Here is a 24308-nt window from a genome sequence, read left to right as displayed (position 1 = left end):
GCGGAAGCGGGGGCTGCCTGCCCCCGCACCCCCGGGGATATTTCTGCAAGAATGAAACAGGATCAGGAACAGGGACGCATGGCGCCGCTCAACATCAAGCAGGGATCCACCCAGCATTCCGCCTACGACCTCCGCGATCCGAATGCGGAGCTGATCGAGCAACACACGCTCGCGCTCGTCGTGGACAACGAAAGCGGCGTGCTCGCGCGGGTCATCGGGCTCTTCTCGGGACGCGGCTACAACATCGAAAGCCTGACCGTGGCCGAGGTGGACCATACCGGCCACCGCAGCCGGATCACCATCGTGACCCGCGGAACGCCCGCGGTGATCGACCAGATCAAGGCGCAGCTCGCCCGGCTCGTGCCGGTGCACGAGGTGCACGACCTGACGGTCGAGGGGCCTTCGGTGCAACGCGAACTCGCGCTGTTCAAGGTCTCGGGCAAGGGCGATGCGCGGATCGAGGCGTTGCGGCTGGCCGAGATCTTCCGCGCCAAGGTGGTCGATTCGACGCTGGAAAGCTTCATCTTCGAGATCACCGGCACGCCCGAGAAGATCGACGCTCTGGCCGACCTCATGCGCCCGCTGGGCCTGCGCGAGATGGCACGTACGGGCGTCGCGGCGCTGTCGCGGGGGATCTGAGCCGCGACAGGACGGGATGGTCCGGTTCCATCCGGACCGCGCCGCTCAGGTCGCGCGGAGCGACACGGCCTGCAACGCACCTTGCCGGCCCGGGCGTTCGGCAATGGGACCGGCCCGGCAGCCCCGCGCGCCGGGCCGCTTCCGTCAGTGTCCGGAGAATTTCGCCGGGCGCTTCTCCAGGAAGGCCGACACCCCCTCGAGAAAGTCGGCCGAGGCGCCGCACTGCCCCTGCAGCCTTGCCTCGAGCGCCAGCTGATCCTCGAACCCGTTGCCGAAGCTTGCGCGGAGCGCCTGTTTCAGGGCGCGATAGGCGGTCGTCGGCCCCTCGGCCAGATGGGCGGCGCGCGCCTGCCAGCGGGCCTCGAACTCGGCCTCGGGCACGGCCTCGTAGATCATGCCCCAGCGCGCGGCCTCGGCGGCCGGAATGCGGTCGGCGAAGAGCGCGGCCCCCATCGCCCGGGCAAGGCCGATCTGGCGCGGCAGCGTCCAGGTGCCACCGGCATCCGGAATAAGGCCGATGCGGGTGAAGGCCTGGATGAAGCTCGCGCTTTCGGAAGCGATGACCACGTCGCAGGCAAGCGCGAGGTTGGCCCCTGCCCCGGCCGCGATCCCGTTCACCGCGGCGAGCGTCGGCACCGGGCAGTCGGCGATGGCGCGCAGCAGCGGCTCGTATTCCTCACGCAGGATGCGCTCGAAGTCGGGCACGCCGAGGCCTTTCGCGTCGCCCAGATCCTGCCCCGAGCAGAAGCCGCGACCCTCGCCGGTCAGAACGATCACGCGGGCGCGGGCTGCGGCCTCCGTCACCGCGTAAAGCAGTTCCTCGCGCATCCGGCTCGAGAGCGCGTTCATCACCTCGGGCCGCGCGAGCGTCACGAGGGCCACGCCGCCGCGGTCTTCAACCCTGATCGTCCGGTAATCCATCCTGTTCCTCCCTCTCAGCGGCCAGAATAGCCGCGGCCGGAGGCCGGGAAAGCGCGACGGCGCGTCAGTCCCTCAGGATTTCGGCGAGCCGGGCCTTCTCCTCCTCGGACAGGGCCGCCGCCGCAGGCTCGGGTGCGGCGCGCCGGCGGCGCAGATAGACCGCGGCGAGCCCGAGCCCGCCCACGAGCATCGCGGGGCCGGCAATCCAGAGGATCAGGTTGGCCCCTCCGGCGGTCGGGTTCAGCAGGACGTATTCGCCGTAGCGGTCGACGACGAAATCGACGACCTCGGCATCCGAGTCCCCCGCCACCAGCCGTTCGCGCACCAGCAGCCTCAGGTCGCGCGCCAGCTGAGCGTTCGAGTCGTCGATGTTCTCGTTCCGGCAGACAAGGCAGCGCAGCCCCTGCGAGATGTTGCGCGCGCGGGCTTCCAGTGCGGGATCGGGCAGGATCTCGTCAGGCTGCACCGCGAAGGCGGGCGCTGCCAGAAGCGCCGCGAGGACAAGCGCCGCGAGCCTCATTCCGCAGGCACCGCAGCCGGTGCCCGGCGCGCCCCCGCGGCGATCCGGTAGCGGCGGTCGGACAGGCTGAGCAATCCGCCGAGCGCCATCAGCATGGCGCCGCCCCAGATCCAGTTGGCGAAGGGCTTGATGTAGCTGCGCACCGCATAGCCTCCGCCCTCCTGCGGATCGCCGATCACGAGATAGAGGTCGCGGGTGAAGCCGTAGTCGATCCCAGCCTCGGTCGTGGGCATGGCGGCCACCGGATAGGTGCGCTTCTCCGGATGGAGCGTCGCAACCTCGCGCCCGTCGCGGCTGACGCGGAAATCGGCGGTGGTCGAGCGGTAGTTCGGCCCTTCGACTTCGCGCACGCCATCGAGCGTGACGTCGTAGCGGCCGAGCGCGAAGGTCTCGCCCGGCTGCATCACGCGGATGTTCTCGACCTGCCAGGCGGTGATGGCGGCGACGGCGAAGATGGTGATGCCGAGGCCCGCATGCGCCGTGGCCTTCCCCCAGTCGGCGCGCGGCAGCCGCGTGAGCCGGCCGAGCCGGCCGCCGATCCCGCCACGGCCGGTCCGGCTCCAGAGATCGATCAGCGCGCCGAGCACGAGCCATGCGCCGAGGGCGAGACCCACGGGCCCCAGCGCCGAGCGCCCGGTCTGCATGGCGAAGACCAGCGCGCCCAGGGCCACCGACAGCGCCAGCGCGCCCCAGAGCGGGCGCATCGACCGGCCGAGCTGGGCGCGCTTCCAGGACAGGACCGCACCGAGCGGCAGCACGAGGGCGATCACCACCATGAAGGGCGTGAAGGCCGCGTTGAAGAACGGCGCCCCGACAGAGAGCTTGCGGCCCCAGAGCAGCTCGGCCAGCAGCGGCCAGATGGTGCCGATGAAGACGACGAAGCAGGCCACCGTCAGCAGCACGTTGTTGAGCACGATCCCCGACTCGCGGCTGACGATGCCGAAGACGCCCTTGGCCTCCATCGCGCTGGCCCGTGCTGCGAACAGCGTCAGTGCCCCGCCCATGAAGGTGGCGAGGATCAGCAGGATGAAGACCCCGCGCTCGGGATCGTTGGCAAAGGCGTGGACGGAGGTGATGACGCCTGAGCGCACGATGAACGTGCCGATCAGCGAGAAGCCGAAGGCAAGGATGGCCAGCAGGATCGTCCAGCTCTTCAGTGCCTCTCGCTTCTCGACCACGATGGCGGAGTGCAGGAGTGCCGCTGCGATCAGCCAGGGCATGAAGGAGGCGTTCTCGACCGGGTCCCAGAACCAGAAGCCGCCCCAGCCGAGTTCGTAATAGGCCCACCACGACCCGAGCGCGATGCCGATGGTCAGGAAGATCCAGGCGGCCAGCGTCCAGGGCCGCACCCAACGGCCCCAGGCGGCATCCACCCGGCCCTCGATCAGCGCGGCGACCGCGAAGGAGAAGGCCATCGAGAGCCCGACATAGCCGAGGTAGAGGAAGGGCGGATGGAAGGCGAGCCCCGGATCCTGCAGCAGCGGATTGAGGTCCTCGCCGTCGAAGGGCGGCTCGGCCAGGCGCAGGAACGGGTTCGAGGTGAAGAGCAGGAAGGCGAGGAAGGCCGCGCCGATCATCCCCTGCACCGCGAGGACGCGCGCCTTGAGCGTGGGCGGCAGGTTCTGCCCGAAGGCCGCGGCGCAGGCTCCGAAGAGCGAGAGGATGAGCACCCAGAGCAGCAGCGAGCCCTCGTGGTTCCCCCAGACGCCGCTGATCTTGTAGAGCAGCGGCTTCAGCGTGTGCGAGTTCAGAACCACGAGCCGCACCGAGAAGTCCGAGGTGACGAAGGCCCAGGTCAGTGCCGCGAAGGCGAAGCCCACGAGCAGAAGCTGGGTGACCGCCGCCGGTTCCGCCACCGCCATCCAGCCGGACCAGCGCCTGTGCGCGCCCACGAGCGGCACGAAGGACTGCAACAGGGCGACGCCCAGCGAAAGCACCAGCGCGAAGTGGCCGAGTTCGACGATCATGCGGACTGCCCTCCCGAAATCGGGGGAAACCTTATCGCCATCGCCCGCCGGGTGCCATGCCTGACGGCGTGCTCCCGCCATTTTGATGGCGGCGTGTCAGACGTCGCATCGAGAGGGAACACCTGCCTTGCAGGATCGTCGCTGCCGGGCCGGCTGCAGGGTTGGCGGGTGTTGCCGCCTGTGCCCAGGCCCGCGTCGATGCCCTTGGCGGCCCAGCGATCGGGGCAGTGCAGGCGCTTGCAGATGACGACGAAGAAGCGCGGGCGCCCGCGGAAGCCCGCCGGGCGGCCGACGGGGTCTGGCCTCGGCACGGTGCGGCGGCCATGATGGCGTGCCACAGCCACGGAGAGACCCATGCGCAAGACCTGCATCCTGATCGGCGCTCCGATCGATACCGGCCAGCGCCGGCCGGGCTGCCTGATGGGCCCCGCCGCCTACCGTGTGGCGGGCCTCGGCCGGGCGCTCGCCGATCTCGGCCATGCGGTCGAGGATCGGGGGGATGTCGTGCCCGGCCCGCTGCCGGAGACAGCCGCAAATCCCGCGCTCCACGCCCTGCCCGAGACGCTGGCCTGGACGGCGGCGCTCCGCGAGGCCGTCCAGGCAGCGTTCGAGGCCGGCTTTCCGGTCGTCATGGGCGGCGATCATTCGCTGGCGCTCGGGTCGGTCGCCGGGGCGGCGGCCCATGCCGCATCCATCGGACGGCCGCTCTTCCTGCTCTGGCTGGATGCGCATTCCGACTTCCACACGCTTCAGACCACCGCCTCGGGCAACCTGCACGGCGTGCCGGTGGCCTATGCGGCGGGGCGCGACGGGTTCGACGGCTTCCCGCCCTTCCCGGCCCCGATCCCGCCGGAGCGGATCTGCCTCTTCGGCATCCGCTCGGTCGATCCCGAGGAACATGCGGCCCTGCTCCTGCACGACGTCTCGATCATCGACATGCGGGTGATCGATGAATTCGGCATCTGTGCGCCCATGCGCGAGTTCCTCGACAAGGTGCGGGCAGCCAACGGGATGCTGCACGTCTCGCTCGACGTGGACTTCATCGACCCGACACATGCGCCCGCAGTCGGAACCACGGTGCCCGGCGGCACGACGGTGCGCGAGGCGCATCTGGTGATGGAACTGCTGCACGAGAGCGGGCTCGTGACCTCGCTCGACCTGGTGGAACTGAACCCGTTCCTCGACGAGCGCGGCAGGACGGCGCGGCTGATGGTCGAGCTTGCGGCCTCGATCATGGGACGGAAGGTGTTCGACCGGCCGACCCGCGGCTTCGGCTGATCCAGATATCCGGGACGCAGGGCAGTCACCGGCGAGAGGCGGCAGCATGATCGGTTAAGACCGGGGCCTCCGCACACCGGGCGGCGCAGTCAGTTCAGCCGGAATTCGCCCACCACATGACGCCACTCGCCCGGACCGATCAGCTTGCGATGCGTGAAGCGCACCGAGTGCAGCGGGCCCTCGATCTTTTCCTGCCAGAACTCGATGAAGCGGAAGAGCGCGGGATGGTCGGGCGCAAGGTCGTAGTCCTGCCAGACGAAGGTGTTGAGCACGTTTCGGTGGTCCGGCATCCGGTAGAAGATCTCGGCCGTCGTCAGCCCGTATCCGGCCAGCATCAGTTCCGTTTCCCGCATCGCGTCCCTCCAGGAGTTGCAGATGAGAAAATGATGCGCCGGATTCCGGTTTTTTCAATGAAAACCGGGTGTTGTCACTCATGTCTCGCGGCTGCTCGCACCAGCGGATCTCGCGGCACTCCCCCGGCATTGCACCCCATATGAGGGATGGTCTATAGTCCCGCCCAACGAGATATGGTTTCCCGCGAAAGAGAGCCTCCCCTTGACCGACCGTCCCGAAGAGCCCGGCGATGATGAAGAAATGGGCAGACCGCCGAGCGGACTGCCTCAGGTCTCCATCGCCGAGGAGATGAAGACCGCCTATCTCGACTATGCGATGAGCGTCATCGTCTCCCGCGCGATCCCCGATCTGCGCGACGGGCTGAAGCCGGTGCACCGCCGCATCCTCTATGCGATGCACGAGACCAGCAACACGCATGACAAGCCCTACCGCAAGTCGGCGCGGCCCGTCGGCGACACGATGGGGAAATACCACCCCCACGGCGACGGCGCGATCTACGACGCGCTGGTGCGGATGGCACAGCCCTTCTCGATGGGGCTTAAGCTGCTGGACGGTCAAGGCAACTTCGGCTCGATGGACGGCGATAACGCGGCCGCCATGCGCTACACCGAAGTGCGGATGGACAAGCCCGCGGCCTTCCTTCTGGCCGATATCGACAAGGACACCGTCGACTTCCAGGACAACTACGACGGCAAGGACCGCGAGCCTACCGTCCTGCCTGCGCGCTTCCCGAACATGCTGGTCAATGGCGCGGGCGGCATCGCCGTCGGCATGGCCACGAACATCCCGCCGCACAATCTGGGCGAGGTGGTGGACGCCACGCTCGCCATGATCGAGAATCCCGACATTTCGACCGAGCGGCTGATGGAGATCATCCCCGGTCCGGACTTCCCGACGGGCGGCGTGATCCTCGGACGCTCGGGCGCCCGCAAGGCGTATCTGGAGGGGCGCGGCTCGGTCATCATGCGGGCCAAGGCGCGGGTCGAGGAGATCCGCAAGGACCGCTACGCCATCGTTCTCGACGAGATCCCCTATCAGGTCAACAAGGCCACCATGATCGAGAAGATCGCGGACATGGTGCGCGAGAAGAAGATCGAGGGCATCGCCCATGTGCAGGACGAATCCGACCGGGTCGGCGTCCGCGTGGTGATCGAACTCAAGCGCGACGCGACGCCCGAGGTGGTGCTGAACCAGCTCTGGCGCTTCACGCCGATGCAGACGACCTTCGGCTGCAACATGCTGGCGCTGAACGGCGGCCGGCCCGAGCAGCTTACCTTGCGCGATTTCCTGAGCCATTTCCTGACCTTCCGCGAGGAAGTGGTGGCACGCCGGACGGCTTACGAACTGCGCAGGGCGCGCGAGCGCAGCCACATCCTCTGTGGATTGGCCGTCGCGGTGTCGAACGTGGACGAGGTGGTCGCCACGATCCGCTCCTCGGCCGATCCGGCCGAGGCGCGCGAGCGGCTGATGACGCGGCGCTGGCCCGCGGCCGATATTGCCGACTACATCCGGCTGATCGACGATCCCTCGCACACGATCAACGAGGACGGCACCTATAACCTCTCCGAGATCCAGGCGCGCGCGATCCTCGACCTGCGCCTCCAGCGGCTGACGGCGATGGGCGTCAAGGAGGTCACCGACGAACTGGCGGAACTTGCCGCCAAGATCCGCGACTTTCTCGAGATCCTCGGCTCGCGCGAACGGATCATGGCCATCATATCGGACGAGCTGCGCGAGGTGAAGGACCTCTTCGCCGTGCCCCGCCGGACCGAGATCTCGGAATGGGCGGGTGACCTCGAGGACGAGGACCTGATCGAGCGCGAGGACATGGTGGTGACCATCACCTCGGGCGGCTACATCAAGCGCACCCCGCTCGCCGAATTCCGCAGCCAGCGGCGCGGCGGCAAGGGTCTCGCCTCGATGGCGACCAAGGAAGACGACGTGGTGACGACGCTCTTCGTCGCGAATACCCACACCCAGCTTCTGTTCTTCACCACCGACGGCATGGTCTACGACCTCAAGTGCTGGCGCCTGCCGCTCGGCGGGCGGACGGCGAAGGGCAAGGCCATCGTCAACATCCTGCCCATCGCGACGGGCGTCACCATCGCCGCCCTGATGAAGATCGACGAGCCCGAGGAGGAATGGGACCGCCTGCAGGTCGTCTTCGCCACTTCCGAGGGCGACGTGCGCCGTAACCGCCTGTCGGACTTCACCAACGTCAAGCGCAACGGCAAGATCGCGATGAAGCTGCCCGAGGGCGTGAGCCTCGTGAACGTCTCGATCTGCGACGAGAACGATGACGTCATGCTCGTGACGGCGATGGGGCGCGCGATCCGCTTCCCGACCACCGACGTGCGCGTCTTCTCGGGTCGCGACTCGACCGGCGTGCGCGGCATCCGCATCGCCTCGGGCGACCGCGTGGTGTCCATGTCGGTCATCCGGCATTTCGAGGCCGATCCCGCCGAGCGTGCGGCCTACCTCAAGCAGCGCCGCCTGATGGCCGGGGTCATCGAAGAGGCCGAGGCAGACGAGGACGAGGATGCGGTCGAGGCCGGCCAGCTCTCGCCCACGCGCTACGCCGAGATGTCGGCGGCGGAAGACGTGATCCTGACCATCACCGCGCGCGGCCTCGGCAAGATCTCGTCGAGCCACGACTATCCCGTGCGCGGACGCGGGGGCCAGGGGGTCACCGCCTTCGAGAAGACGATGCGCGGCGGCCAGCTCGTGGCTTCCTTCCCCGTCGAGATGAGCGATCAGGTGATGCTGGCGACTTCGGGCGGCCAGTCGATCCGGGTACCGGTCGAGCAGATCAGCTTCCGCTCGCGCTCGGCAGGCGGCGTGCGGGTCTTCGACACCGGCGGCACCGAGGAGGTGGTCTCGGTCGCCCGCATCGCGGATCCGGGCGATACGGCGGTCGATGCGGCCGAGCCGGGCGAGAGCGGCGGGGACGAGGCCTGATCCATGACGCGCAGCCTGCACATCGTGGGGGCCGGCATGGCCGGCTCCGAGGCCGCATGGCAGGCGGCGCAGATGGGAGTGCCGGTCGTCCTGCACGAGATGCGGCCGAAGGTCGGCACCTTCGCGCACCGCACCGGCCAGTTCGCCGAAATGGTCTGCTCGAATTCGTTCCGCTCGGACGATGACGAACGCAATGCCGTCGGCCTCCTGCACTGGGAGATGCGGGCCGCCGGCGGACTCATCATGGAGATGGCCGCGGCGCATCGTCTGCCCGCCGGCGGTGCGCTGGCCGTGGACCGCGATCCCTTCGCGGAAAGCGTGACGGCGCGGTTGCGGGCCCATCCGCTGATTTCGGTTGTCGAAGAGGAAGTTGCCGAACTTCCTTCGGACGGCGACTGGATCGTGGCAACGGGGCCTTTGACCTCGTCGGCACTGGCCGAGAGCATCCGTGCGGCGACCGGGGCGGAGTCGCTCGCCTTCTTCGACGCCATCGCGCCCATCGTCCATGCCGACACGATCGACATGGCCGTGGCCTGGCGGCAGTCGCGCTACGACAAGGGCGAGACCGAGGAAGAGCGCACGGCCTACATCAACTGCCCGATGAACCGGGAGCAGTACGAGGCCTTCATCGATGCGCTGCTCGCGGCCGAGAAGACCGGATTCCATGAAGGGGAAACGGCCGGATACTTCGACGGCTGCCTGCCCATCGAGGTGATGGCCGAACGCGGGCGCGAAACGCTGCGGCATGGCCCCATGAAGCCCGTGGGCCTGACCAATGCCCATCGGCCGGAGGAAAAGGCCCACGCTGTGGTCCAACTGCGGCGGGACAACAAGCTGGGCACGCTCTACAACATCGTGGGCTTCCAGACGAAAATGAAGTACGGCGCGCAAACGGATGTTTTCCGAATGATTCCCGGCCTTCAGGACGCGAGATTCGCCCGCCTCGGCGGCATCCACCGCAACACCTTCCTCAACTCGCCGACCCTGCTCGACGACCGGATGCAGCTGAAGCTCAGACCGAACATCCGTTTCGCCGGACAAGTCACTGGCGTCGAAGGATATGTCGAGAGTGCGGCCATGGGCCTTCTTGCGGGGCGGCTGGCTGCGGCCGAGATCCTCGGACGCTCGCTTGCCCCGCCTCCGCCCGACACGGCCATGGGCGCCCTCGTTACCCACATCACCGGCGGTGCCGAGGCCCGGACCTTCCAGCCGATGAACGTGAACTTCGGGCTCTTCCCGCCCATCGACGCGAAGGGCGGCCGACGCGGGCGCAAGGACCGCTACAAGGCCTACACCGACCGGGCAAAGGCGGCCTTCACGGAATGGCTGGGCGCGTAACCCGCTTCGCCCCTTCGCCCACGGGTCCGCTGCATCTGGGCCATGCCTTCTCGGCGCTGACCGCCTGGCGGCGCGCAGGGGACGGCACGGCGCTCCTCCGGATCGAGGACATCGACCGCAGCCGCTGCCGGCCCGAGTGGGAGGCGCAGATCTTCGACGACCTGCACTGGCTCGGCCTCGCCTGGCCAGAGCCGGTGATGCGCCAGTCCGCGCGCGGCGCGGCCTATCGCGCCGCGCTCGACCGTTTGGCGGCGATGGGCCTCACCTATCCCTGCCGCTGCACCCGCGCCGACATCCGCGCGGCCATCTCCGCACCGCAGGAAGGCGTGCCGGTGGGTCCCGACGGGATCGTCTATCCCGGCACCTGCCGCGGCCGCCCGATGGCCGATGCGGGGCCCGCGGACGCGATCCGGCTCGACATGGGCAAGGCCCTGGCGTGCGCGGGCGCCCTGCGCTTCCACGAGACCGGTCCGGCGCATGAGGGCTGGCACCTGGTCGGCGATCTTGCCGCCACGGCGGGCGATGTGGTGCTGGCGCGCCGCGGGTTCGGCACCTCCTACCATCTTGCCGTGGTGGTGGACGACGCCGCGCAAGGCGTGACCGAGGTGGTGCGGGGCGAGGATCTCTTCGAGGCCACCGGGATCCATGTCCTGCTGCAGCGCCTTCTCGGCCTGCCCGTGCCGGACTTCCACCATCACCGCCTGATCCGCGACGCGGCCGGCAAGCGGCTGGCGAAGCGAGATGATTCCAAGGCGATCGCGAAGTACCGCAGTGAAGGACTCACGCCGACCGACATCCGCGCGCTCGTTGGCGCCTGAAGGTCAGCGGCGGGCATCCGGCGCCACCGGAAGGCCGCGCCTCAGGCCATCGGGTCAAGGATGATCCGCTCTTCCCCCGCGCGCAGGGCCGTGTAGAAGCAGGAGCGGCGGTTGGTGTGGCAGGCCGGCCCCGCCTGCTCGATCAGCATCAGCAGGCAGTCGCGGTCGCAGTCGATCCGCATCTCGACCAGCCGCTGCGTGTGGCCCGAGGTCTCGCCCTTCACCCAGAACGCCTGCCGCGACCGCGACCAGTAGGTGACGCGTCCGGTGGTGAGCGTCCGCGAGACGGCCTCGGCGTTCATCCAGGCAAGCATCAGCACCTCGCCAGTCGCATGGTCCTGCGCGATGGCCGGAACGAGTCCGTTCGCGTCAAAGCGCAGCGAGGCGGGATCGAAGTCCATTCCGGGTTCCTTTCCATCGGGCGAACGAGGGCCTATCTAGGGGGTCGAGCGCGAAGAGGAAAGCCATGAGCGACAGCGACCTGATCAGCCTCTATTCCGGGCGCATCCTGGAACTGGCCGCCGAGATCCCGCACACCGGCCGTCTGCCCGAGGCGCAGGGCAGCGCCCGGCGCCGCTCTCCGGTCTGCGGCTCGACGGTAACGGTGGATCTGAAGCTCCGCGACGGTCGGGTGGAGGATTTTGCGCAGGACGTGAAGGCCTGTGCGCTCGGTCAGGCCTCGGCCTCGATCATGGGTCACGCGCTTCTCGGCCGGAGTCGGACCGAAGTCGAGACCGCGCGCGATGCGCTGCGGGCGATGCTCACGTCCGGCGGGCCGGTGCCTGAAGCGCCCTTCGACGGCTATGAGGTGCTCCTGCCGGCGCGCGACTACCGCAACCGTCATGCCTCGATCCTGCTGGCGCTCGAAGCGGCGGCCGAAGCCTTCGCGGAAGCCGAAGCGCGATGACCGGGGCCGCCGGGGTGCACCGGCCCGCCGCGTAAACCTTGATTACCGGATGCTGAAGAAAAAGCCGCCGCTCCAGGCTGGAGCGGCGGCAGTGGCGTCCGGTCTTCGGGGACAGGGACAGGCAGCAGGGCGGCTGCCGGGGACCGGCCGCAGGCAGGAGGTCAGACGAGATGCGGCAGGTAAAGAGCCGCGATCAGAAGGGAAAATACGGTGGCCGCGCCGAGCGCATCTTCGATCAGCGTGTCGGAGCAGCGGGAAAGGATGTCCTTCAACTCGGTCAGCATCGGCGATCTCCGTCTTGATGTTCCATTATTGTTCTCACGAGCATTAACCTCTGTAAAGAACTTTCTGGCAACACGCGCCACATGGGTGACAGCATTTGTCGCGGACAGGGTGCTCGCTGACTGATTGCCGGTTTCGTGGCATGGATTGAAGCACCCGCACTCCGGAATGGCCGAGGGCAGCACAGTCGCGGTCAAGTTCACCCAAGCAGGTGCGAGGCTCTGCTGCTGGTGGCTGCCCCTGCCCGCGACATGCGTATCCGGGGCCGCCGGCTCTATCCGACCGAGAGCAGCCGGATTGCCCGGTCCTGATCGAGGAGCCAGAGCAGCAGCCGCACGGCCTGCCCGCGCGGCGAGGCCAGATCCGGATCGTCAGCGAGTAGCTTGCGCGCGTCGGATTGGGCCACGGCCATCAGTGCGGACTGCCGCTCGAGATCGGCGATGCGGAAGCGCGGCAGGCCCGACTGCGCGGTTCCGATCAGATCGCCTGCGCCGCGGATCGCCAGATCCTCCTCGGCGATGCGGAAGCCGTCCTCGGTCTCGCGCAGGATGGTGAGGCGGCGCTGGCCGCTTTCGGCCAGCGGCGGCTGATACATCAGCAGGCAGGTGGACTGTGCGGCCCCACGCCCGACCCGCCCGCGCAGCTGGTGAAGCTGGGCCAGCCCGAAGATCTCGGCCCGCTCGATCACCATGATCGAGGCGTCGGGCACGTTGACGCCCACCTCGATCACCGTCGTCGCGACCAGCACCCGCGTCTCGCCCGCCACGAAGCGCGCCATGGCAGCGTCCTTCTCGGCGGGCGGCATCTGGCCATGAACGAGCCCCACGACGCCTTCGCCGAGCGCCGCGCGCAGATGCTGGAACCGAGCCTCGGCCGAGGCGTAGTCCACGGCCTCGCTGTCCTCGACCAGCGGGCAGACCCAGTAGGCCTGACGCCCCTCGGCCACCGCATGGGCGAGGCTCGAGACCACCTCGTCCATGCGCTCGCAGGAGACGAGCGCCGTCCTGACCGGCGACCGCCCCGGCGGCTTCTCGTCGAGCACCGAGACATCCATGTCGCCGTAGCTCGCGAGCGCAAGGCTGCGCGGGATGGGCGTTGCCGTCATGACGAGCACGTCCGCCGCCGTGCCCTTGGCGCCCAGCTCCATCCGCTGCGCCACGCCGAAGCGATGCTGCTCGTCCACAATGGCGAGCCGCAGGTCGCGGAAGGCCACGTCCTTCTGGAAGACGGCATGGGTGCCCACCAGCACGCCGATCTCGCCCGAGGCGAGCGCCGCGAGCTTGGCCGCGCGATCCGCGCCCTTGTCGCGCCCGGTGAGCAGTTCGAGCCGGATACCCGCGGCCTCGGCCATCGGCGAAAGGCTCGCCAGATGCTGGCGCGCGAGGATTTCGGTCGGCGCCATCATGACGCCCTGCCCGCCCGCCTCGACCGCGACGGCAAGCGCGAGGAAGGCCACGAGCGTCTTGCCCGCGCCCACGTCGCCCTGCAGCAGCCGGTTCATCCGCAGGGGCGCCGCCATGTCGGCCGCGATCTCGGCCACCGCGCGGGTCTGCGCGCCGGTCGGCGCGAACGGAAGGCTCTCCAGCACCCGCTTCTGCAGCGCGCCCGTCCCCACGGAGGCCACCCCCTTGCCGCGGCGTCGCGAGGCGCGGGCCAGCGTCAGGGTCATCTGATGGGCGAAGAGCTCGTCATAGGCGAGCCGCTGGCGGGCAGCAGCGGTCGGCGTCACCTCGGACGGCGCGCCGGGCGCATGGGCCGCACGGACCGCCGCGGCCCAGTCGGGCCAGCCTTCCCGCGCCTTGAGGCCCGGGTCGATCCACTCGGCAAGCTCGGGCAGGCGCTCCAGCGCCGCAGCCGCGGCCTTGGCCGCAAGCTTCTGCGTGATGCCCGCCGTCAGCGGATAGACCGGCTCGCAGGCGGGCAGCTCTCCGGCCTCCTCGGGGCGCAGCACATGGTCGGGGTGCACCATCTGCGCCATGCCGTCGAAGAACTCGATCCGACCCGAGACGAGCCGCCGCTCGCCCTGCGGCAGGAGCTTCGCGAGGTAGTCGCCACGGGCGTGAAAGAAGACGAGCGCGAACTCGGTTTCGGCATCGCGCACCGCGATCCGATAGGGGCCGCCCTTCCGCCGCGGCGGGAAGTGAGGGCCGACCGTGACCTCGACGGTCGCCGTCAAGGGGGGCACCACCTCACGAATCGAGGCGCGGCGGCTGCGGTCCACAGCCGAATGCGGCAACAGGAACAGCAGGTCCTTCGGCCGGGTGACGCCCAGCCCCGCGAAGGCCTTGGCCGTCTTCGGACCGACCCCTTCCAGCGTCTCCAGGTCGGCGAAGAGCGGAAAGAGGATCTCCGGGCGGCTCATGCGTCGCCGATCAGGCGCAGCCAGGCATCCTCGTCGATGGTCTCGACACCGAGGGCCGCGGCCTGCTTCGCCTTGGATCCGGCGCCCGGCCCTGCCACGACGAGATCCGTCTTCGCCGAGACCGAGCCCGAGACCTTCGCCCCCAGCGCCTCGGCCCGTGCCTTGGCCTCGGACCGCGACATCCTCTCAAGCGTGCCGGTGAAGACAACGGTCTTGCCGGCGATCGGGCTCTCGACCGGGGCGCGCACCTCGGCATCCTCGACCGTCAGGTGGGCGACAAGCGCATCCACCGCCGTCCGTTCGGCCTCCTGATGGAAGGACGTGACGAGCGAAGTCGCCAGCACCGCCCCCACGCCGTCGATGGAGAGGAGATCCTGCCATTCCGCTCCCGCACCGACCTCGGCCCCGGTCATCGCCGCTTCGAAGGCGCTCCACGAACCGTAATGCGTGGCCAGAAGCGTGGCGGTCGTCTCGCCTACATGGCGGATGCCAAGCGCGAAGATCAGCCGGTGGAGCGGAATCCGCCGTCGCGCCTCGATGGCGGCGAAGAGGTTCTCGGCCGACTTGCGCCCCCAGCCCTCGCGGTTCTCGAGCCGCTGGACGCCGTCGCGGTAGCGGTTCGGCAATTCGAAGATGTCGGCGGGCTGCCGGATCCAGCCGTCGCGCCAGAGCGCCTCGACCTGCTTGGCGCCGAGGCCCTCGATGTCGAAGGCTGCACGCGAGACGAAATGCTTCAGCCGCTCGACCTGCTGGGCCGGGCAGATGAGGCCGCCCATGCAGCGGCGCACCGAATCGCCGGGCTCGCGGATGGCTTCCGAGCCGCAGTCGGGACATGTCTCGGGAAAGCGGTAGGGCTCGGCCCCCTCGGGGCGGCGGTCGAGATCGACATCGGCCACCTTGGGGATCACGTCGCCCGCCCGGTAGACCTGCACCCAGTCGCCCACGCGGATGTCCTTGCCGCCGCGGATCTCCTGCCCCTTCGAATCACGGCCCGCGATGTAATCCTCGTTGTGGAGCGTCGCATTCGACACCACGACGCCGCCAACCGTCACCGGCGTGAGCCGCGCCACCGGCGAGAGCGCGCCCGTCCGGCCCACCTGGATGTCGATCCCTTCGAGTTGGGTCCAGGCGAGCTGGGCCGCGAACTTGTGCGCGATGGCCCACCGGGGCGTCGAGGCCCGGAAGCCCAGACGCCGCTGGAGCGCGAGGTCGTCCACCTTGTAGACCACACCGTCGATGTCGTAGCCGAGCGCCGCGCGCTGCCGCTCGATCTCGGCATATTGTGCCAGCAGTTCCTCCGGCCCCGTGCAGAGACGGGTGAGCGGATTCGTTGCAAACCCCAGAGCGCCCAGTCGCGCGATGGCCTCGTGCTGCGTCGCCGCCAGCGGCTCCGAATGCGCACCCCAGGCATAGGCGAAGAAGCGCAGCGGCCGCGCAGCGGTCACGCCCGCGTCGAGCTGGCGGAGCGAGCCGGCCGCCGCGTTCCGGGGGTTGGCGAAGAGGCGCTGGCCCGCAGCCTCCTGCCGGGCATTCAGCGCCGCGAAGTCGGCATGGCTCATGTAGACCTCGCCACGCACCTCGAGCAGGTCCGGCGCGCCGTCGAGCACAGCCGGCAGGTCGCCGATGGTGCGGGCATTCTCGGTCACGTTCTCGCCGGTCTCGCCGTCGCCGCGGGTCGCGGCCTGCACGAGGCGGCCCTTTTCGTAGCGCAGCGAGAGAGAGAGCCCGTCGATCTTCGGCTCGGCCGTGAAGCGCAGGTCGCCCACATGGCCGAGATAGCGGCGGATGCGCTCGATCCACTCCTCGACCTCGGCAAGATCGAAAGCGTTCTCGAGCGAGAGCATCCGGATCTCGTGCCGGACCTTCGCAAATCCCTCGGCCAGAGCGCCACCCACGCGGTCGCTTGGGCTGTCGGCACGGCGCAGCGCCGGAAACCGCTCTTCGATGGCACGGTTGCGCCGCTTGAGCGCATCGTAGTCGGCGTCGATCATCTGCGGCGCGTCATGGGTGTGGTAGGCCGTATTCGCCGACTCAATGGCTGCGGCCAGACGCGCGAGTTCAGCCGTGGCCTCCGCCTCGGTCAGCTGATCCACCGGCTTGTCGTCCTGCATGAGGGTCCCCCGCCTGCACCCACCGCAGGTTTAGGCAACCGTCCGGGCCTCGTCCAGTGCGGCCGGGGCCGACGCGCCAGTTCGCGGAACGGGCGAAATCAGCCAGACGGACCCAGAGGGGTTCGCGGCTCAGGCCCCGATGGCGAAGCGCCGGTCGCTCTCCGACGTGACCGGATCGCGCAACACGTAGCCGCGCCCCCAGACTGTCTCGATGTAGCTCTCGCCGCCCGTGGCTTCCGCCAGCTTCTTGCGCAACTTGCAGATGAAGACGTCGATGATCTTCAGCTCGGGCTCGTCCATCCCGCCGTAGAGATGGTTGAGGAACATCTCCTTCGTGAGGGTCGTCCCCTTCCGCAAGGAGAGCAGTTCGAGCATCTGGTATTCCTTGCCGGTCAGATGGACGGGCTTGCCCTCGACCTCGACCGTCTTTGCGTCGAGGTTCACGAGGATCTTGCCGGTGCGGATCACCGACTGGGCATGGCCCTTGGATCGCCGGATGATCGCGTGAATGCGCGCCACCAGCTCTTCGCGGTGAAAGGGCTTGGTCATGTAATCGTCCGCGCCGAAGCCGAAGCCCTTGATCTTGTTCTCGGTATCGTCGGCCCCCGACAGGATCAGGATCGGCGTGTCCACCCGCGCGAGCCGCAGCTGGCGCAGAACCTCATGGCCGCTCATGTCCGGAAGATTGAGATCCAGAAGGATGAGATCGTAATCGTAGAGCTTCGCCAGATCGATCCCGTCTTCACCAAGATCGGTGCAATAGACGTTCAGGTTCGCATGGGTCAGCATAAGTTCGATGCTTCGCGACGTCGTCGGGTCATCCTCAACCAGCAGTATTCTCATCACTCACGCTCCGGATCGCCACCTTTGGTATTAACTACAATGGCGGCCAATGGTTAATCATGAGTTACTCTGGCATATGAGGAGCGCGAAACAATCTAAAGTTGACGCAACTTCTGGATCATCGTGACCTTCAGGGCCTTTTCGCCATGCGAGACGACGGCGGACCGCCAGAGCGAGAACTCCTCTTCCGACAGGGCGTAACGCTCCAGCGCCTCGCGCTCGGAAATCAGGCCGTGAACCACCGCTTTCACCACCGCCGCCTTCCGGCTTGCCACCCACCGCCGTGTGTCGGGCGGCGGCAGGTCGGCACGGCTGAGAACAGATCCGTCCGGCAGCGTCACCTGCCGCGGACCGTCGACTCGTTTGAGATACATTGCACATCCCTCCAACGTGCCGCAGGCTGACGGAGCAGACTTAAGCATCGGTGAAACGCGGGGTTGAGAGTGCGCCGCATTTTCCTATATTGCGCGCTTCCACCTTCCGAAGGCGCCCCGCCATGCTCGATCATCCGCTGAACTCGCTCGGCTTTGCGAAGCCCCCTTCGGCCACACGGGTCGTGGTGGCGATGTCGGGGGGCGTGGACAGTTCGGTCGTGGCGGCCGAGCTTGCGGCGGAAGGCTACGACGTGGTCGGCGTCACGCTGCAGCTCTACGACCACGGGGCGGCGCTTGCGAAGAAAGGGGCCTGCTGCGCGGGCCGCGACATCCACGACGCCCGGCGCGTGGCCGAGGCCATGGGCTTCCCGCACTATGTGCTCGACTATGAAAATACCTTCCGCGAGGCGGTGATCGACGAATTCGCCGACGCCTACCTCGCCGGCGCGACGCCGGTGCCCTGCATCCGCTGCAACGAACGCGTGAAGTTCAAGGACCTGCTGCAGACCGCGAAGGACCTGGATGCGGACTGCATGGCGACCGGACACTACATCCAGCGCAAGATGGGAGCCGCCGGGCCGGAGCTGCATTGTGCCGCCGATGCCGCGCGCGACCAGAGCTATTTCCTCTTCTCGACGACGCCCGAGCAACTCGACTTCCTGCGGTTCCCCCTCGGCCACCTCGCCTCCAAGGCCGAGACGCGGGCGCTTGCCGCGCGCCACGGTCTGCCGGTGGCCGACAAGCCGGACAGCCAGGACATCTGCTTCGTGCCGAACGGCAACTATGCTGCCGTGATCGAGAAGCTGCGCCCCGGCGCCGCGGATCCGGGCGAGATCGTCGACCTCTCCGGGCGCGTCCTGGGCGAGCACCGGGGCGTGATCCACTACACGATCGGCCAGCGGCGCGGACTGGGGATAGGCGGGCTCGGCGACCCGCTCTATGTGGTGCGGCTCGATCCCGAGCGGCGGCAGGTTGTCGTGGGGCCGAAGGAGGCGCTGTCGACCCGGATCATCCCGGTGCGCGAGATCAACTGGCTCGGGGATGCGCCACTCACCACCCGGCCGGACTGGCATGTGCTGGCGAAGGTGAGGTCGACCCGGGCGCCGCGCGAGGCGGTCATCCGGCCGATCTCGGACCATGAGGCCGAGGTGGAGCTGATCGCGCCCGAGGATGGCGTCTCGCCCGGCCAGGCCTGCGTGTTCTACGAACCGACAGGAAGCCGCATTCTCGGCGGGGGCTGGATCTGGCGCGGGCGCTGAAGCGGCTGCGGGCTTCGGCCCGAATGCGCTCCTTCCGGCGCGGCGACCGCCCGGCCGGAGTGGCGCTCAGCCGGCCACGGCGCGCAGGGCCCGAACGCGGCCGGCCGGGATCGCCCGGATCTCGAGCCCCGTGAAGACATGGAGCGTGTTCATGTCGCGGTCCACCACGGCATGGTCCGACACCCAGCCCCCCATCATCAGGTAGGTCCGCAGCAGCGGTGGCATCTGGATCAGCGCGCGTTTCGCATCCGGCTTGCGCCGCGCGAGCTTCTGCGCGAAGCGGAAGACGTTGGGCGCCTTGACCCGCGGAAGCCAGCGCGGCGGCGCCAGGTGACGCTCCCTCAGCATGGCGAAGACGTCGAGATAGGCCTCGGCCTCGGTCCCGTGGAACGAGGAGCAGCCGAAGAGCATCTCGACGCCGGCCTCGTCCACATGCCGCGTCATCGCGCCCCAGGCCACGCGCAGGATGTCGGGATCCCGCCAGGCGGGATGGATGCAGAAGCGGCCCATCTCGACCATGGGCCCCGCAAAGCTCTCGAGCGGCGACAACTCGTAGAACTGGGCCGAATAGCTGCGGCCGATCTCGCCCCCGCCGGAGAGCGGCAGGAAGCGGAAGCAGGCGACCAGCACGCCGGTGAGGATCTCCTCGATCAGGATATGGGTGCAGATCGCGTCGAAAGCGTCCGCGTCGAGGCCGCTCGCCCCCCCCTCGGCGCGACCTTCGCGGAAGGCCAGCCACCTCAGTTCCTGTGCGCGACGCAGGTCTTCCGGCCCCGCCGCCGGCCGGGCTGCGTAGCGACCTCTGCTGAGCGAGAGCATCGACACCTCCTCGTGACTTGGCGCAGCGGAACGGCGTCCTAGATATGAGCCGCGCCGGGACAGGGTGCAAGCGGTCAAGCGGCCGCGGAATCAACTGGAGAGGACGATGACGGACAACCGCGACAAGGTGGTGAAGAGCGATGCGGAATGGAGGGCGCAGCTCTCGGATCTGGCCTACAAGGTCACGCGCAAGCACGGCACCGAGCGGGCGGGCACGCACGACGACTTTCCCAAGCAGCCCGGCATCTTCCATTGCGTGGGCTGCGGTGCGCCCCTCTTCGATCAGGCGCAGAAATACGAGAGCGGCACCGGCTGGCCCAGCTTCTGGGCCCCGATCGACGAGGAAGCCGTGGGAACCAGGGACGACCGCACGCTCTTCATGCGCCGGACCGAGGTGCATTGCGCGCGGTGCGAGGCGCATCTCGGCCATGTCTTTCCCGATGGGCCGCAGCCGACGGGCCTGCGCTACTGCATGAACGGAGTTGCGATGACCTTCGAGCCGAAGGACTAGCGCCCTCTTCCGGCCCGTGAAAGGCCGGCGCTGTCCGCTCGCGTCCGGGCATGCAGGCCTGCCCGACATCCGGTGTGGAAGTGCCGAAGGTCCAGCTCGCAGCCGCGCCCGAAAGCCTGCGGCCTTCCTCTGGCCCCGGTATCCCATCAGGATCCGGGACGACGCCTCGGCCCCGGTTCAGGGAGGCATCCGCGGGCCCTAAATCAGTGCGGACGGCTCCGTCACTCGATCAGGTCTTCGGTGCGCAAGGCGCCGATATTGCCGAAGAGCTGGCGCAGGAGGCTCGTGTCCCGGATGGTCGATTCCGTCACGCGGCGCGAAAGCGGAACGATGCGTCCCTTCTCGAGGCCGAAGCGCTCGACATTGCGCACGGTGCCCGACGGGTCGAAGGTGATCGCCACGACCTCGCGGTCGACCTCCTGCGGCTCGCGCGCACCGTAGTGGCGATAGCGGCTCTGGACGTAGTACCAGCCCGTATCGTTCAGCAGCGTCGAGGCCGACGGCCGGCCCACGATCTCGGCCACGCTCTCGCGTGTGTCGCGCCCGACCTCGATCCGCTGCAGGTCCAGCTCGGTCGGCACATAGCCGTGATTGCGGTAGATCGGCTGGCAGGCCGCCACCGCTACGGAAAGCGAGAGCGCCAGCGACACCCTGCGCAGGACCCGCCGGGTTTGCGCCGCTCCGAACCTGACATCCCGCGCCATGACGACCCCTTGCCTTGGGGGGCGAAGCCCCGTATCCCGAAACCCGACGATGGACCGTCTGCGGCTCAGCCACCGGCTTACAGAAGGTCCGGCCTCTGTTCAAGAATGGAACGAGGACCGGCATCCGGCTCCGGAAGCGCGGCCACAGGCGCCCCCACCGGCGGCTGCCCGTGACGCGGATGCGCCGGCAACCGCCCGATAATCGGAAAGAAACCGCGTCATGCCGGAACCCGTCCACACCTCGACCGCCGATCTGCCGCTGAGCTGCCCGTTCCGGGTCGCGGCACTTTCGGCCAGCCGCCCCACCCGCTTCAAGATCGTCCCCGATGCCGAGATCCAGGGCCTTGTCGCGGCCCTGCTCGGGATCAGCGGCGTCCGGGGCATGAGCTTTGCCGGCGAAATCCGCCCCGCCGGAAGGCGCGACTTCGAACTCGAGGGCCGGCTGGAGGCGACGGTCGTCCAGCCCTGCTCGGTCACGCTGACGCCGGTGACGACCCGGATCGAGGAAACGGTGAGCCGGCGTTATCTGGCAGACTACACGATGCCCGAGGCCGACGAGGTCGAAGTGCCGGAGGACGACAGCGAACCGCTGCCCGACGTGATCGATGCCGGCGCCGTCGCCGTCGAGGCGCTGGCGCTTGCGCTTCCGCTCTACCCGCGGGCACCCGGCGCCGAACTGGACGATACGACCTTCGCTCCGCCGGGCGTCGTGCCGCTGGCGGATGCCGATCTGCGTCCCTTCGCGGGACTGGCGGACCTTCGCCGCAGAATGGGCGGCGACGAACCCGGGCGCGGTGGCGACGGCGACGGCTGAGGCCGTTCCGGCCACCCTGCGAGCAGGCTCAGAAAGGGGCTTGCGCCGGGCCAGAATACCACTATGTTCCGCGCCTCGTTCGACACGCGGATCAGATGCGCCGGCCCTAGGGGGAAGCGCGCGAATCCCCAAGGAAAAACAGGGGCCTGGCCCCTCCGTAACACGAGGTTGAGACATGGCTGTCCCTCAGAACCGAGTCACCCGCTCCCGCCGCAACATGCGCCGCTCGCATGACGCGCTCGTCGCCGCAAACCCGGCCGAATGCCCGAACTGCGGCGAACTGAAGCGCCCGCACCACGTCTGTGGCGCCTGCGGCCATTACGACGCGCGCGAAGTCGTGGCTGTGACGGCGGAAACCGACCTGGACGAGGACGCGGCGTAAGCCGCGCCTGACGCCCCAACGCATGGCAAGGGAAACCGCAGCCCCGGCGACGGGCGCAGGGCGAATAGTGATATCCGTCGATGCGATGGGCGGGGACCGGGGCCCGGCCGCGGTTGTGGCCGGCCTCGCCGAATCCGCCTCAGCCAACCCGGGCGCCTATTTCATCGTCCACGGCGACGAAACCCACATCGGGCCGTTGATCGGCAAGCGCAAGGACCTCAGGGGCCGGTGCGAGATCCGGCACGCGCCGCGTGTGGTCACCATGAACGACAAGCCCAGCCAGGTCATGCGCCATGGCGAAGGCACCTCGATGTGGTCCTGCATCGAGAGCGTCCGTGCGGGCGAGGCGACAGTCGCCGTCTCCTGCGGCAACACGGGCGCGCTTATGGCGGTCGCGATGATCCGGCTCCGGAAGCTGCCGGGGGTCAATCGGCCGGCCATCGCCTGCCTCTGGCCCTCGCGCAATTCCGGCGGCTTCAACGTGATGCTGGACGTGGGCGCCGACATCAAGGCGGATGCCGAGGATCTGGCGCAGTTCGCCCTGATGGGCGCCTCCTACGCCCGCAACGGCCTGAGCCTTGATCGCCCGCGCGTGGGCCTGCTGAACGTAGGCACCGAAGAGCACAAGGGCCGCGCGGAACTCAAGGCCGCGCAGGACATCATCGCAGCCAATGCCGAGGCCGGAGCCTATGAATACGTGGGCTTCCTCGAGGGCGGCGACATTCCGGGCCGCCGCTGCGACGTGATCGTGACCGATGGCTTCACCGGCAACGTGGCGCTGAAGACGGGCGAAGGCACGGCCAAGCTCATCTCGGATTTCCTGCGCGAGGCCTTCGGCGCCAACATCCTGTCGAAGATGGCGGCCGTCCTGGCGCTGGGTTCGCTGAAGCGTCTGCAGAAGCGCATCGATCCGCGGCGCGTGAACGGCGGCGTGTTTCTCGGGCTGAACGGAACGGTGGTAAAATCGCACGGCTCGGCCGATGCGACCGGGGTCGCCGCGGCCATCGCGCTCGCCGTGCGCCTTGCGCGCTCCGGCTTCCACGAGCGGCTGGCGGCTCGGCTTGCATCCGCCGGGCGGGCGGGGCAGGATGCCCGCCAGGACGAGATGGCAGCCCCCGGCATATCTGAGAAACGGTAAAGCTGAATGACAATACGCGCCGTGGTGAGGGGCGTCGGGCACTACCTGCCCGACCGCGTCGTCCCGAACTCCGAACTCGAGTCGATCGTCGACACGACCGACGAATGGATCCGGACCCGGTCCGGCATCGAGCGGAGGCATTTCGCGGCGGAGGGCCAGACGACCTCGGACCTCGCCGCCCGTGCGGCACGCGCCGCGCTTGCGGATGCGGGGCTTTTGCCCGACGACATCGACACGCTGATCGTGGCGACCTCGACGGCCGACCTCACCTTCCCTTCGGCGGCGACGATGGTTCAGGCCGCGCTTGGCATGACGCGCGGCTTCGCCTTCGACGTGCAGGCGGTCTGCGCGGGTTTCGTCTATGCACTGGCCAATGCCGATGCGCTGATCCGCTCGGGCCAGGCCCGGCGGGTCCTGATCATCGGGGCGGAGACCTTCAGCCGTCTCATGGACTGGAACGACCGCGCCACCTGCGTGCTCTTCGGCGACGGTGCGGGCGCCGTGGTGCTCGAGGCCACCGAGCTCGGGGGCACCTCCTCCGACCGCGGCATCCTCGCCACCGATCTGCATTCGGACGGCCGGTTCAAGGATCTGCTCTACGTCGATGGCGGATCCTCGACCGGCACCACCGGACATCTGCGGATGCAGGGACGCGAGGTCTTCCGACATGCGGTCGAGAAGCTGGCCGAGACGGCCCATACCGCCCTCGAGAAGGCGGGGCTGACCTCGGCCGATGTCGACTGGATCGTACCCCACCAGGCCAACCTGCGGATCATCTCGGCAACGGCCCAGCGGATGCAGGTGCCGATGGACCGCGTGATCCTCACCGTGCAGGATCATGGCAACACGTCGGCCGCCTCGATTCCGCTCGCCCTGTCGGTCGGCAAGAGCCGCGGACAGATCAAGGAAGGCGATCTGCTGGTCACTGAGGCGATCGGTGGAGGCCTCGCCTGGGGCTCCGTCGTGCTGCGCTGGTAAGCGCGTATCAAGGGCCTTCGCCAACCCGTTG

Annotated in this window: 24 protein-coding genes; 12 read left to right on the top strand and 12 right to left on the bottom strand. The window is 68.6% G+C overall.

Features of this window, described 5'->3' with window-relative positions:
• The first annotated feature begins 78 nt into the window (after positions 1-78).
• Complete coding sequence (ilvN, locus tag ACTVZP_RS03305; RefSeq protein WP_443210893.1) at positions 79-639, top strand: acetolactate synthase small subunit; 561 nt, start codon at positions 79-81, stop codon at positions 637-639.
• A 144-nt stretch (positions 640-783) separates the two neighbouring features.
• On the opposite strand, the gene ACTVZP_RS03300 is transcribed toward ilvN, so the two are convergent.
• The 3 genes from ACTVZP_RS03300 to ACTVZP_RS03290 form a co-directional block, all read right to left on the bottom strand.
• Positions 784-1560 (bottom strand): enoyl-CoA hydratase-related protein, encoded by a 777-nt coding sequence (locus ACTVZP_RS03300; RefSeq protein WP_443210659.1) that lies wholly within the window; start codon positions 1558-1560, stop codon positions 784-786.
• Between the two features lie 64 nt (positions 1561-1624).
• A complete protein-coding gene (locus ACTVZP_RS03295; protein WP_443210658.1) occupies positions 1625-2080 on the bottom strand; it encodes a cytochrome c-type biogenesis protein in 456 nt (151 codons plus the stop codon).
• Positions 2077-4047 (bottom strand): heme lyase CcmF/NrfE family subunit, encoded by a 1971-nt coding sequence (locus ACTVZP_RS03290; RefSeq protein ID WP_443210657.1) that lies wholly within the window; start codon positions 4045-4047, stop codon positions 2077-2079. The genes ACTVZP_RS03295 and ACTVZP_RS03290 overlap by 4 nt, the downstream gene beginning before the upstream one ends.
• Before the next feature lie 354 nt (positions 4048-4401).
• On the opposite strand from ACTVZP_RS03290, the gene rocF reads away from it, so the two are divergent.
• The gene (gene rocF / locus ACTVZP_RS03285) at positions 4402-5325 is read left to right on the top strand and encodes an arginase (RefSeq protein WP_443210656.1); all 924 of its coding nucleotides are present in this window, start codon (positions 4402-4404) and stop codon (positions 5323-5325) included.
• Positions 5326-5414: 89 nt separating this feature from the next.
• Here rocF and ACTVZP_RS03280 read toward each other — a convergent pair whose 3' ends face one another.
• Positions 5415-5678 (bottom strand): usg protein, encoded by a 264-nt coding sequence (locus ACTVZP_RS03280; RefSeq protein WP_443210655.1) that lies wholly within the window; start codon positions 5676-5678, stop codon positions 5415-5417.
• A 241-nt stretch (positions 5679-5919) separates the two neighbouring features.
• Here ACTVZP_RS03280 and gyrA point away from each other — a divergent pair, with 241 nt between their 5' ends.
• The 3 genes from gyrA to gluQRS are packed head-to-tail and all read left to right on the top strand — an operon-like array spanning position 5920 to position 10793.
• The gene (gene gyrA, locus ACTVZP_RS03275) at positions 5920-8637 is read left to right on the top strand and encodes a DNA gyrase subunit A (protein WP_443210654.1); all 2718 of its coding nucleotides are present in this window, start codon (positions 5920-5922) and stop codon (positions 8635-8637) included.
• Between the two features lie 3 nt (positions 8638-8640).
• Complete coding sequence (gene trmFO / locus ACTVZP_RS03270) at positions 8641-9975, top strand: methylenetetrahydrofolate--tRNA-(uracil(54)-C(5))-methyltransferase (FADH(2)-oxidizing) TrmFO (protein ID WP_443210653.1); 1335 nt, start codon at positions 8641-8643, stop codon at positions 9973-9975.
• The gene (gene gluQRS, locus ACTVZP_RS03265) at positions 9960-10793 is read left to right on the top strand and encodes a tRNA glutamyl-Q(34) synthetase GluQRS (protein ID WP_443210652.1); all 834 of its coding nucleotides are present in this window, start codon (positions 9960-9962) and stop codon (positions 10791-10793) included. The genes trmFO and gluQRS overlap by 16 nt, the downstream gene beginning before the upstream one ends.
• 41 nt (positions 10794-10834) lie before the next feature.
• Here the strand turns inward: gluQRS and hisI are convergent, their stop codons facing one another.
• Positions 10835-11194, bottom strand: coding sequence for a phosphoribosyl-AMP cyclohydrolase (gene hisI / locus ACTVZP_RS03260; protein WP_443210651.1), 360 nt, complete (start codon positions 11192-11194; stop codon positions 10835-10837).
• 65 nt (positions 11195-11259) lie between these two features.
• Here hisI and ACTVZP_RS03255 point away from each other — a divergent pair, with 65 nt between their 5' ends.
• Positions 11260-11700, top strand: coding sequence for an iron-sulfur cluster assembly scaffold protein (locus ACTVZP_RS03255; RefSeq protein ID WP_443210650.1), 441 nt, complete (start codon positions 11260-11262; stop codon positions 11698-11700).
• Between the two features lie 161 nt (positions 11701-11861).
• Here the strand turns inward: ACTVZP_RS03255 and ACTVZP_RS03250 are convergent, their stop codons facing one another.
• From ACTVZP_RS03250 to sciP, 5 genes are all read right to left on the bottom strand, one after another.
• Positions 11862-11984 (bottom strand): hypothetical protein, encoded by a 123-nt coding sequence (locus ACTVZP_RS03250; RefSeq protein WP_443210649.1) that lies wholly within the window; start codon positions 11982-11984, stop codon positions 11862-11864.
• Positions 11985-12256: 272 nt separating this feature from the next.
• Positions 12257-14344, bottom strand: a complete 2088-nt coding sequence (recG, locus tag ACTVZP_RS03245; protein WP_443210648.1) for an ATP-dependent DNA helicase RecG — start codon at positions 14342-14344, stop codon at positions 12257-12259.
• Positions 14341-16455 carry an NAD-dependent DNA ligase LigA gene (gene ligA, locus ACTVZP_RS03240; RefSeq protein ID WP_443210647.1) on the bottom strand — a complete coding sequence of 705 codons (2115 nt, stop codon included), beginning with the start codon at positions 16453-16455 and terminating at the stop codon, positions 14341-14343. Before ligA ends, recG begins: the two co-directional genes overlap by 4 nt.
• A gap of 129 nt (positions 16456-16584) precedes the next feature.
• Positions 16585-17298: a response regulator transcription factor CtrA gene (gene ctrA / locus ACTVZP_RS03235; protein ID WP_443210646.1), complete on the bottom strand. Its 714-nt coding sequence runs from the start codon at positions 17296-17298 to the stop codon at positions 16585-16587.
• A gap of 95 nt (positions 17299-17393) precedes the next feature.
• A complete protein-coding gene (gene sciP, locus ACTVZP_RS03230; protein WP_443210645.1) occupies positions 17394-17672 on the bottom strand; it encodes a CtrA inhibitor SciP in 279 nt (92 codons plus the stop codon).
• A gap of 122 nt (positions 17673-17794) precedes the next feature.
• Here sciP and mnmA point away from each other — a divergent pair, with 122 nt between their 5' ends.
• Positions 17795-18931, top strand: coding sequence for a tRNA 2-thiouridine(34) synthase MnmA (gene mnmA / locus ACTVZP_RS03225; protein WP_443210644.1), 1137 nt, complete (start codon positions 17795-17797; stop codon positions 18929-18931).
• Between the two features lie 66 nt (positions 18932-18997).
• On the opposite strand, the gene ACTVZP_RS03220 is transcribed toward mnmA, so the two are convergent.
• Complete coding sequence (locus ACTVZP_RS03220) at positions 18998-19750, bottom strand: GNAT family N-acetyltransferase (protein WP_443210643.1); 753 nt, start codon at positions 19748-19750, stop codon at positions 18998-19000.
• 106 nt (positions 19751-19856) lie between these two features.
• Between ACTVZP_RS03220 and msrB the strand changes: the two genes are divergently transcribed.
• Entirely contained in the window at positions 19857-20261 is a 405-nt protein-coding gene (gene msrB, locus ACTVZP_RS03215) for a peptide-methionine (R)-S-oxide reductase MsrB (RefSeq protein WP_443210642.1), read from the top strand.
• Positions 20262-20482: 221 nt separating this feature from the next.
• Here msrB and ACTVZP_RS03210 read toward each other — a convergent pair whose 3' ends face one another.
• The gene (locus ACTVZP_RS03210; protein ID WP_443210641.1) at positions 20483-20965 is read right to left on the bottom strand and encodes an outer membrane protein assembly factor BamE; all 483 of its coding nucleotides are present in this window, start codon (positions 20963-20965) and stop codon (positions 20483-20485) included.
• Positions 20966-21185: 220 nt separating this feature from the next.
• Between ACTVZP_RS03210 and ACTVZP_RS03205 the strand changes: the two genes are divergently transcribed.
• The 4 genes from ACTVZP_RS03205 to ACTVZP_RS03190 all read left to right on the top strand — a co-directional run bounded on the left by ACTVZP_RS03205 (position 21186) and on the right by ACTVZP_RS03190 (position 24277).
• Positions 21186-21779, top strand: coding sequence for a YceD family protein (locus ACTVZP_RS03205; RefSeq protein WP_443210640.1), 594 nt, complete (start codon positions 21186-21188; stop codon positions 21777-21779).
• A 175-nt stretch (positions 21780-21954) separates the two neighbouring features.
• Positions 21955-22161, top strand: coding sequence for a 50S ribosomal protein L32 (gene rpmF / locus ACTVZP_RS03200; RefSeq protein WP_443210639.1), 207 nt, complete (start codon positions 21955-21957; stop codon positions 22159-22161).
• Between the two features lie 22 nt (positions 22162-22183).
• Positions 22184-23299, top strand: a complete 1116-nt coding sequence (gene plsX / locus ACTVZP_RS03195) for a phosphate acyltransferase PlsX (protein WP_443210638.1) — start codon at positions 22184-22186, stop codon at positions 23297-23299.
• A 6-nt stretch (positions 23300-23305) separates the two neighbouring features.
• On the top strand, positions 23306-24277 hold the full coding sequence (locus ACTVZP_RS03190; RefSeq protein WP_443210637.1) for a beta-ketoacyl-ACP synthase III: 972 nt from the start codon (positions 23306-23308) through the stop codon (positions 24275-24277).
• Positions 24278-24308: the final 31 nt, after the last annotated feature.

This window comes from Rhodobacter sp. NSM (genome assembly GCF_052244495.1).
In the GTDB taxonomy this organism is placed as follows: domain Bacteria; phylum Pseudomonadota; class Alphaproteobacteria; order Rhodobacterales; family Rhodobacteraceae; genus Cereibacter_A.
This window is presented reverse-complemented; position numbering and strand designations above follow the sequence as displayed.

What these genes read in the sequence shown, in the direction of transcription:
- ilvN (WP_443210893.1), top strand. Translation starts at nt 79, where the DNA reads ATGGCGCCGCTCAACATCAAGCAGGGATCCACCCAGCATTCCGCCTAC.
- ACTVZP_RS03300 (WP_443210659.1), bottom strand. Translation starts at nt 1,560, where the DNA reads ATGGATTACCGGACGATCAGGGTTGAAGACCGCGGCGGCGTGGCCCTC.
- ACTVZP_RS03295 (WP_443210658.1), bottom strand. Translation starts at nt 2,080, where the DNA reads ATGAGGCTCGCGGCGCTTGTCCTCGCGGCGCTTCTGGCAGCGCCCGCC.
- ACTVZP_RS03290 (WP_443210657.1), bottom strand. Translation starts at nt 4,047, where the DNA reads ATGATCGTCGAACTCGGCCACTTCGCGCTGGTGCTTTCGCTGGGCGTC.
- rocF (WP_443210656.1), top strand. Translation starts at nt 4,402, where the DNA reads ATGCGCAAGACCTGCATCCTGATCGGCGCTCCGATCGATACCGGCCAG.
- ACTVZP_RS03280 (WP_443210655.1), bottom strand. Translation starts at nt 5,678, where the DNA reads ATGCGGGAAACGGAACTGATGCTGGCCGGATACGGGCTGACGACGGCC.
- gyrA (WP_443210654.1), top strand. Translation starts at nt 5,920, where the DNA reads ATGGGCAGACCGCCGAGCGGACTGCCTCAGGTCTCCATCGCCGAGGAG.
- trmFO (WP_443210653.1), top strand. Translation starts at nt 8,641, where the DNA reads ATGACGCGCAGCCTGCACATCGTGGGGGCCGGCATGGCCGGCTCCGAG.
- gluQRS (WP_443210652.1), top strand. Translation starts at nt 9,960, where the DNA reads ATGGCTGGGCGCGTAACCCGCTTCGCCCCTTCGCCCACGGGTCCGCTG.
- hisI (WP_443210651.1), bottom strand. Translation starts at nt 11,194, where the DNA reads ATGGACTTCGATCCCGCCTCGCTGCGCTTTGACGCGAACGGACTCGTT.
- ACTVZP_RS03255 (WP_443210650.1), top strand. Translation starts at nt 11,260, where the DNA reads ATGAGCGACAGCGACCTGATCAGCCTCTATTCCGGGCGCATCCTGGAA.
- ACTVZP_RS03250 (WP_443210649.1), bottom strand. Translation starts at nt 11,984, where the DNA reads ATGCTGACCGAGTTGAAGGACATCCTTTCCCGCTGCTCCGACACGCTG.
- recG (WP_443210648.1), bottom strand. Translation starts at nt 14,344, where the DNA reads ATGAGCCGCCCGGAGATCCTCTTTCCGCTCTTCGCCGACCTGGAGACG.
- ligA (WP_443210647.1), bottom strand. Translation starts at nt 16,455, where the DNA reads ATGCAGGACGACAAGCCGGTGGATCAGCTGACCGAGGCGGAGGCCACG.
- ctrA (WP_443210646.1), bottom strand. Translation starts at nt 17,298, where the DNA reads ATGAGAATACTGCTGGTTGAGGATGACCCGACGACGTCGCGAAGCATC.
- sciP (WP_443210645.1), bottom strand. Translation starts at nt 17,672, where the DNA reads ATGTATCTCAAACGAGTCGACGGTCCGCGGCAGGTGACGCTGCCGGAC.
- mnmA (WP_443210644.1), top strand. Translation starts at nt 17,795, where the DNA reads ATGCTCGATCATCCGCTGAACTCGCTCGGCTTTGCGAAGCCCCCTTCG.
- ACTVZP_RS03220 (WP_443210643.1), bottom strand. Translation starts at nt 19,750, where the DNA reads ATGCTCTCGCTCAGCAGAGGTCGCTACGCAGCCCGGCCGGCGGCGGGG.
- msrB (WP_443210642.1), top strand. Translation starts at nt 19,857, where the DNA reads ATGACGGACAACCGCGACAAGGTGGTGAAGAGCGATGCGGAATGGAGG.
- ACTVZP_RS03210 (WP_443210641.1), bottom strand. Translation starts at nt 20,965, where the DNA reads ATGGCGCGGGATGTCAGGTTCGGAGCGGCGCAAACCCGGCGGGTCCTG.
- ACTVZP_RS03205 (WP_443210640.1), top strand. Translation starts at nt 21,186, where the DNA reads ATGCCGGAACCCGTCCACACCTCGACCGCCGATCTGCCGCTGAGCTGC.
- rpmF (WP_443210639.1), top strand. Translation starts at nt 21,955, where the DNA reads ATGGCTGTCCCTCAGAACCGAGTCACCCGCTCCCGCCGCAACATGCGC.
- plsX (WP_443210638.1), top strand. Translation starts at nt 22,184, where the DNA reads ATGGCAAGGGAAACCGCAGCCCCGGCGACGGGCGCAGGGCGAATAGTG.
- ACTVZP_RS03190 (WP_443210637.1), top strand. Translation starts at nt 23,306, where the DNA reads ATGACAATACGCGCCGTGGTGAGGGGCGTCGGGCACTACCTGCCCGAC.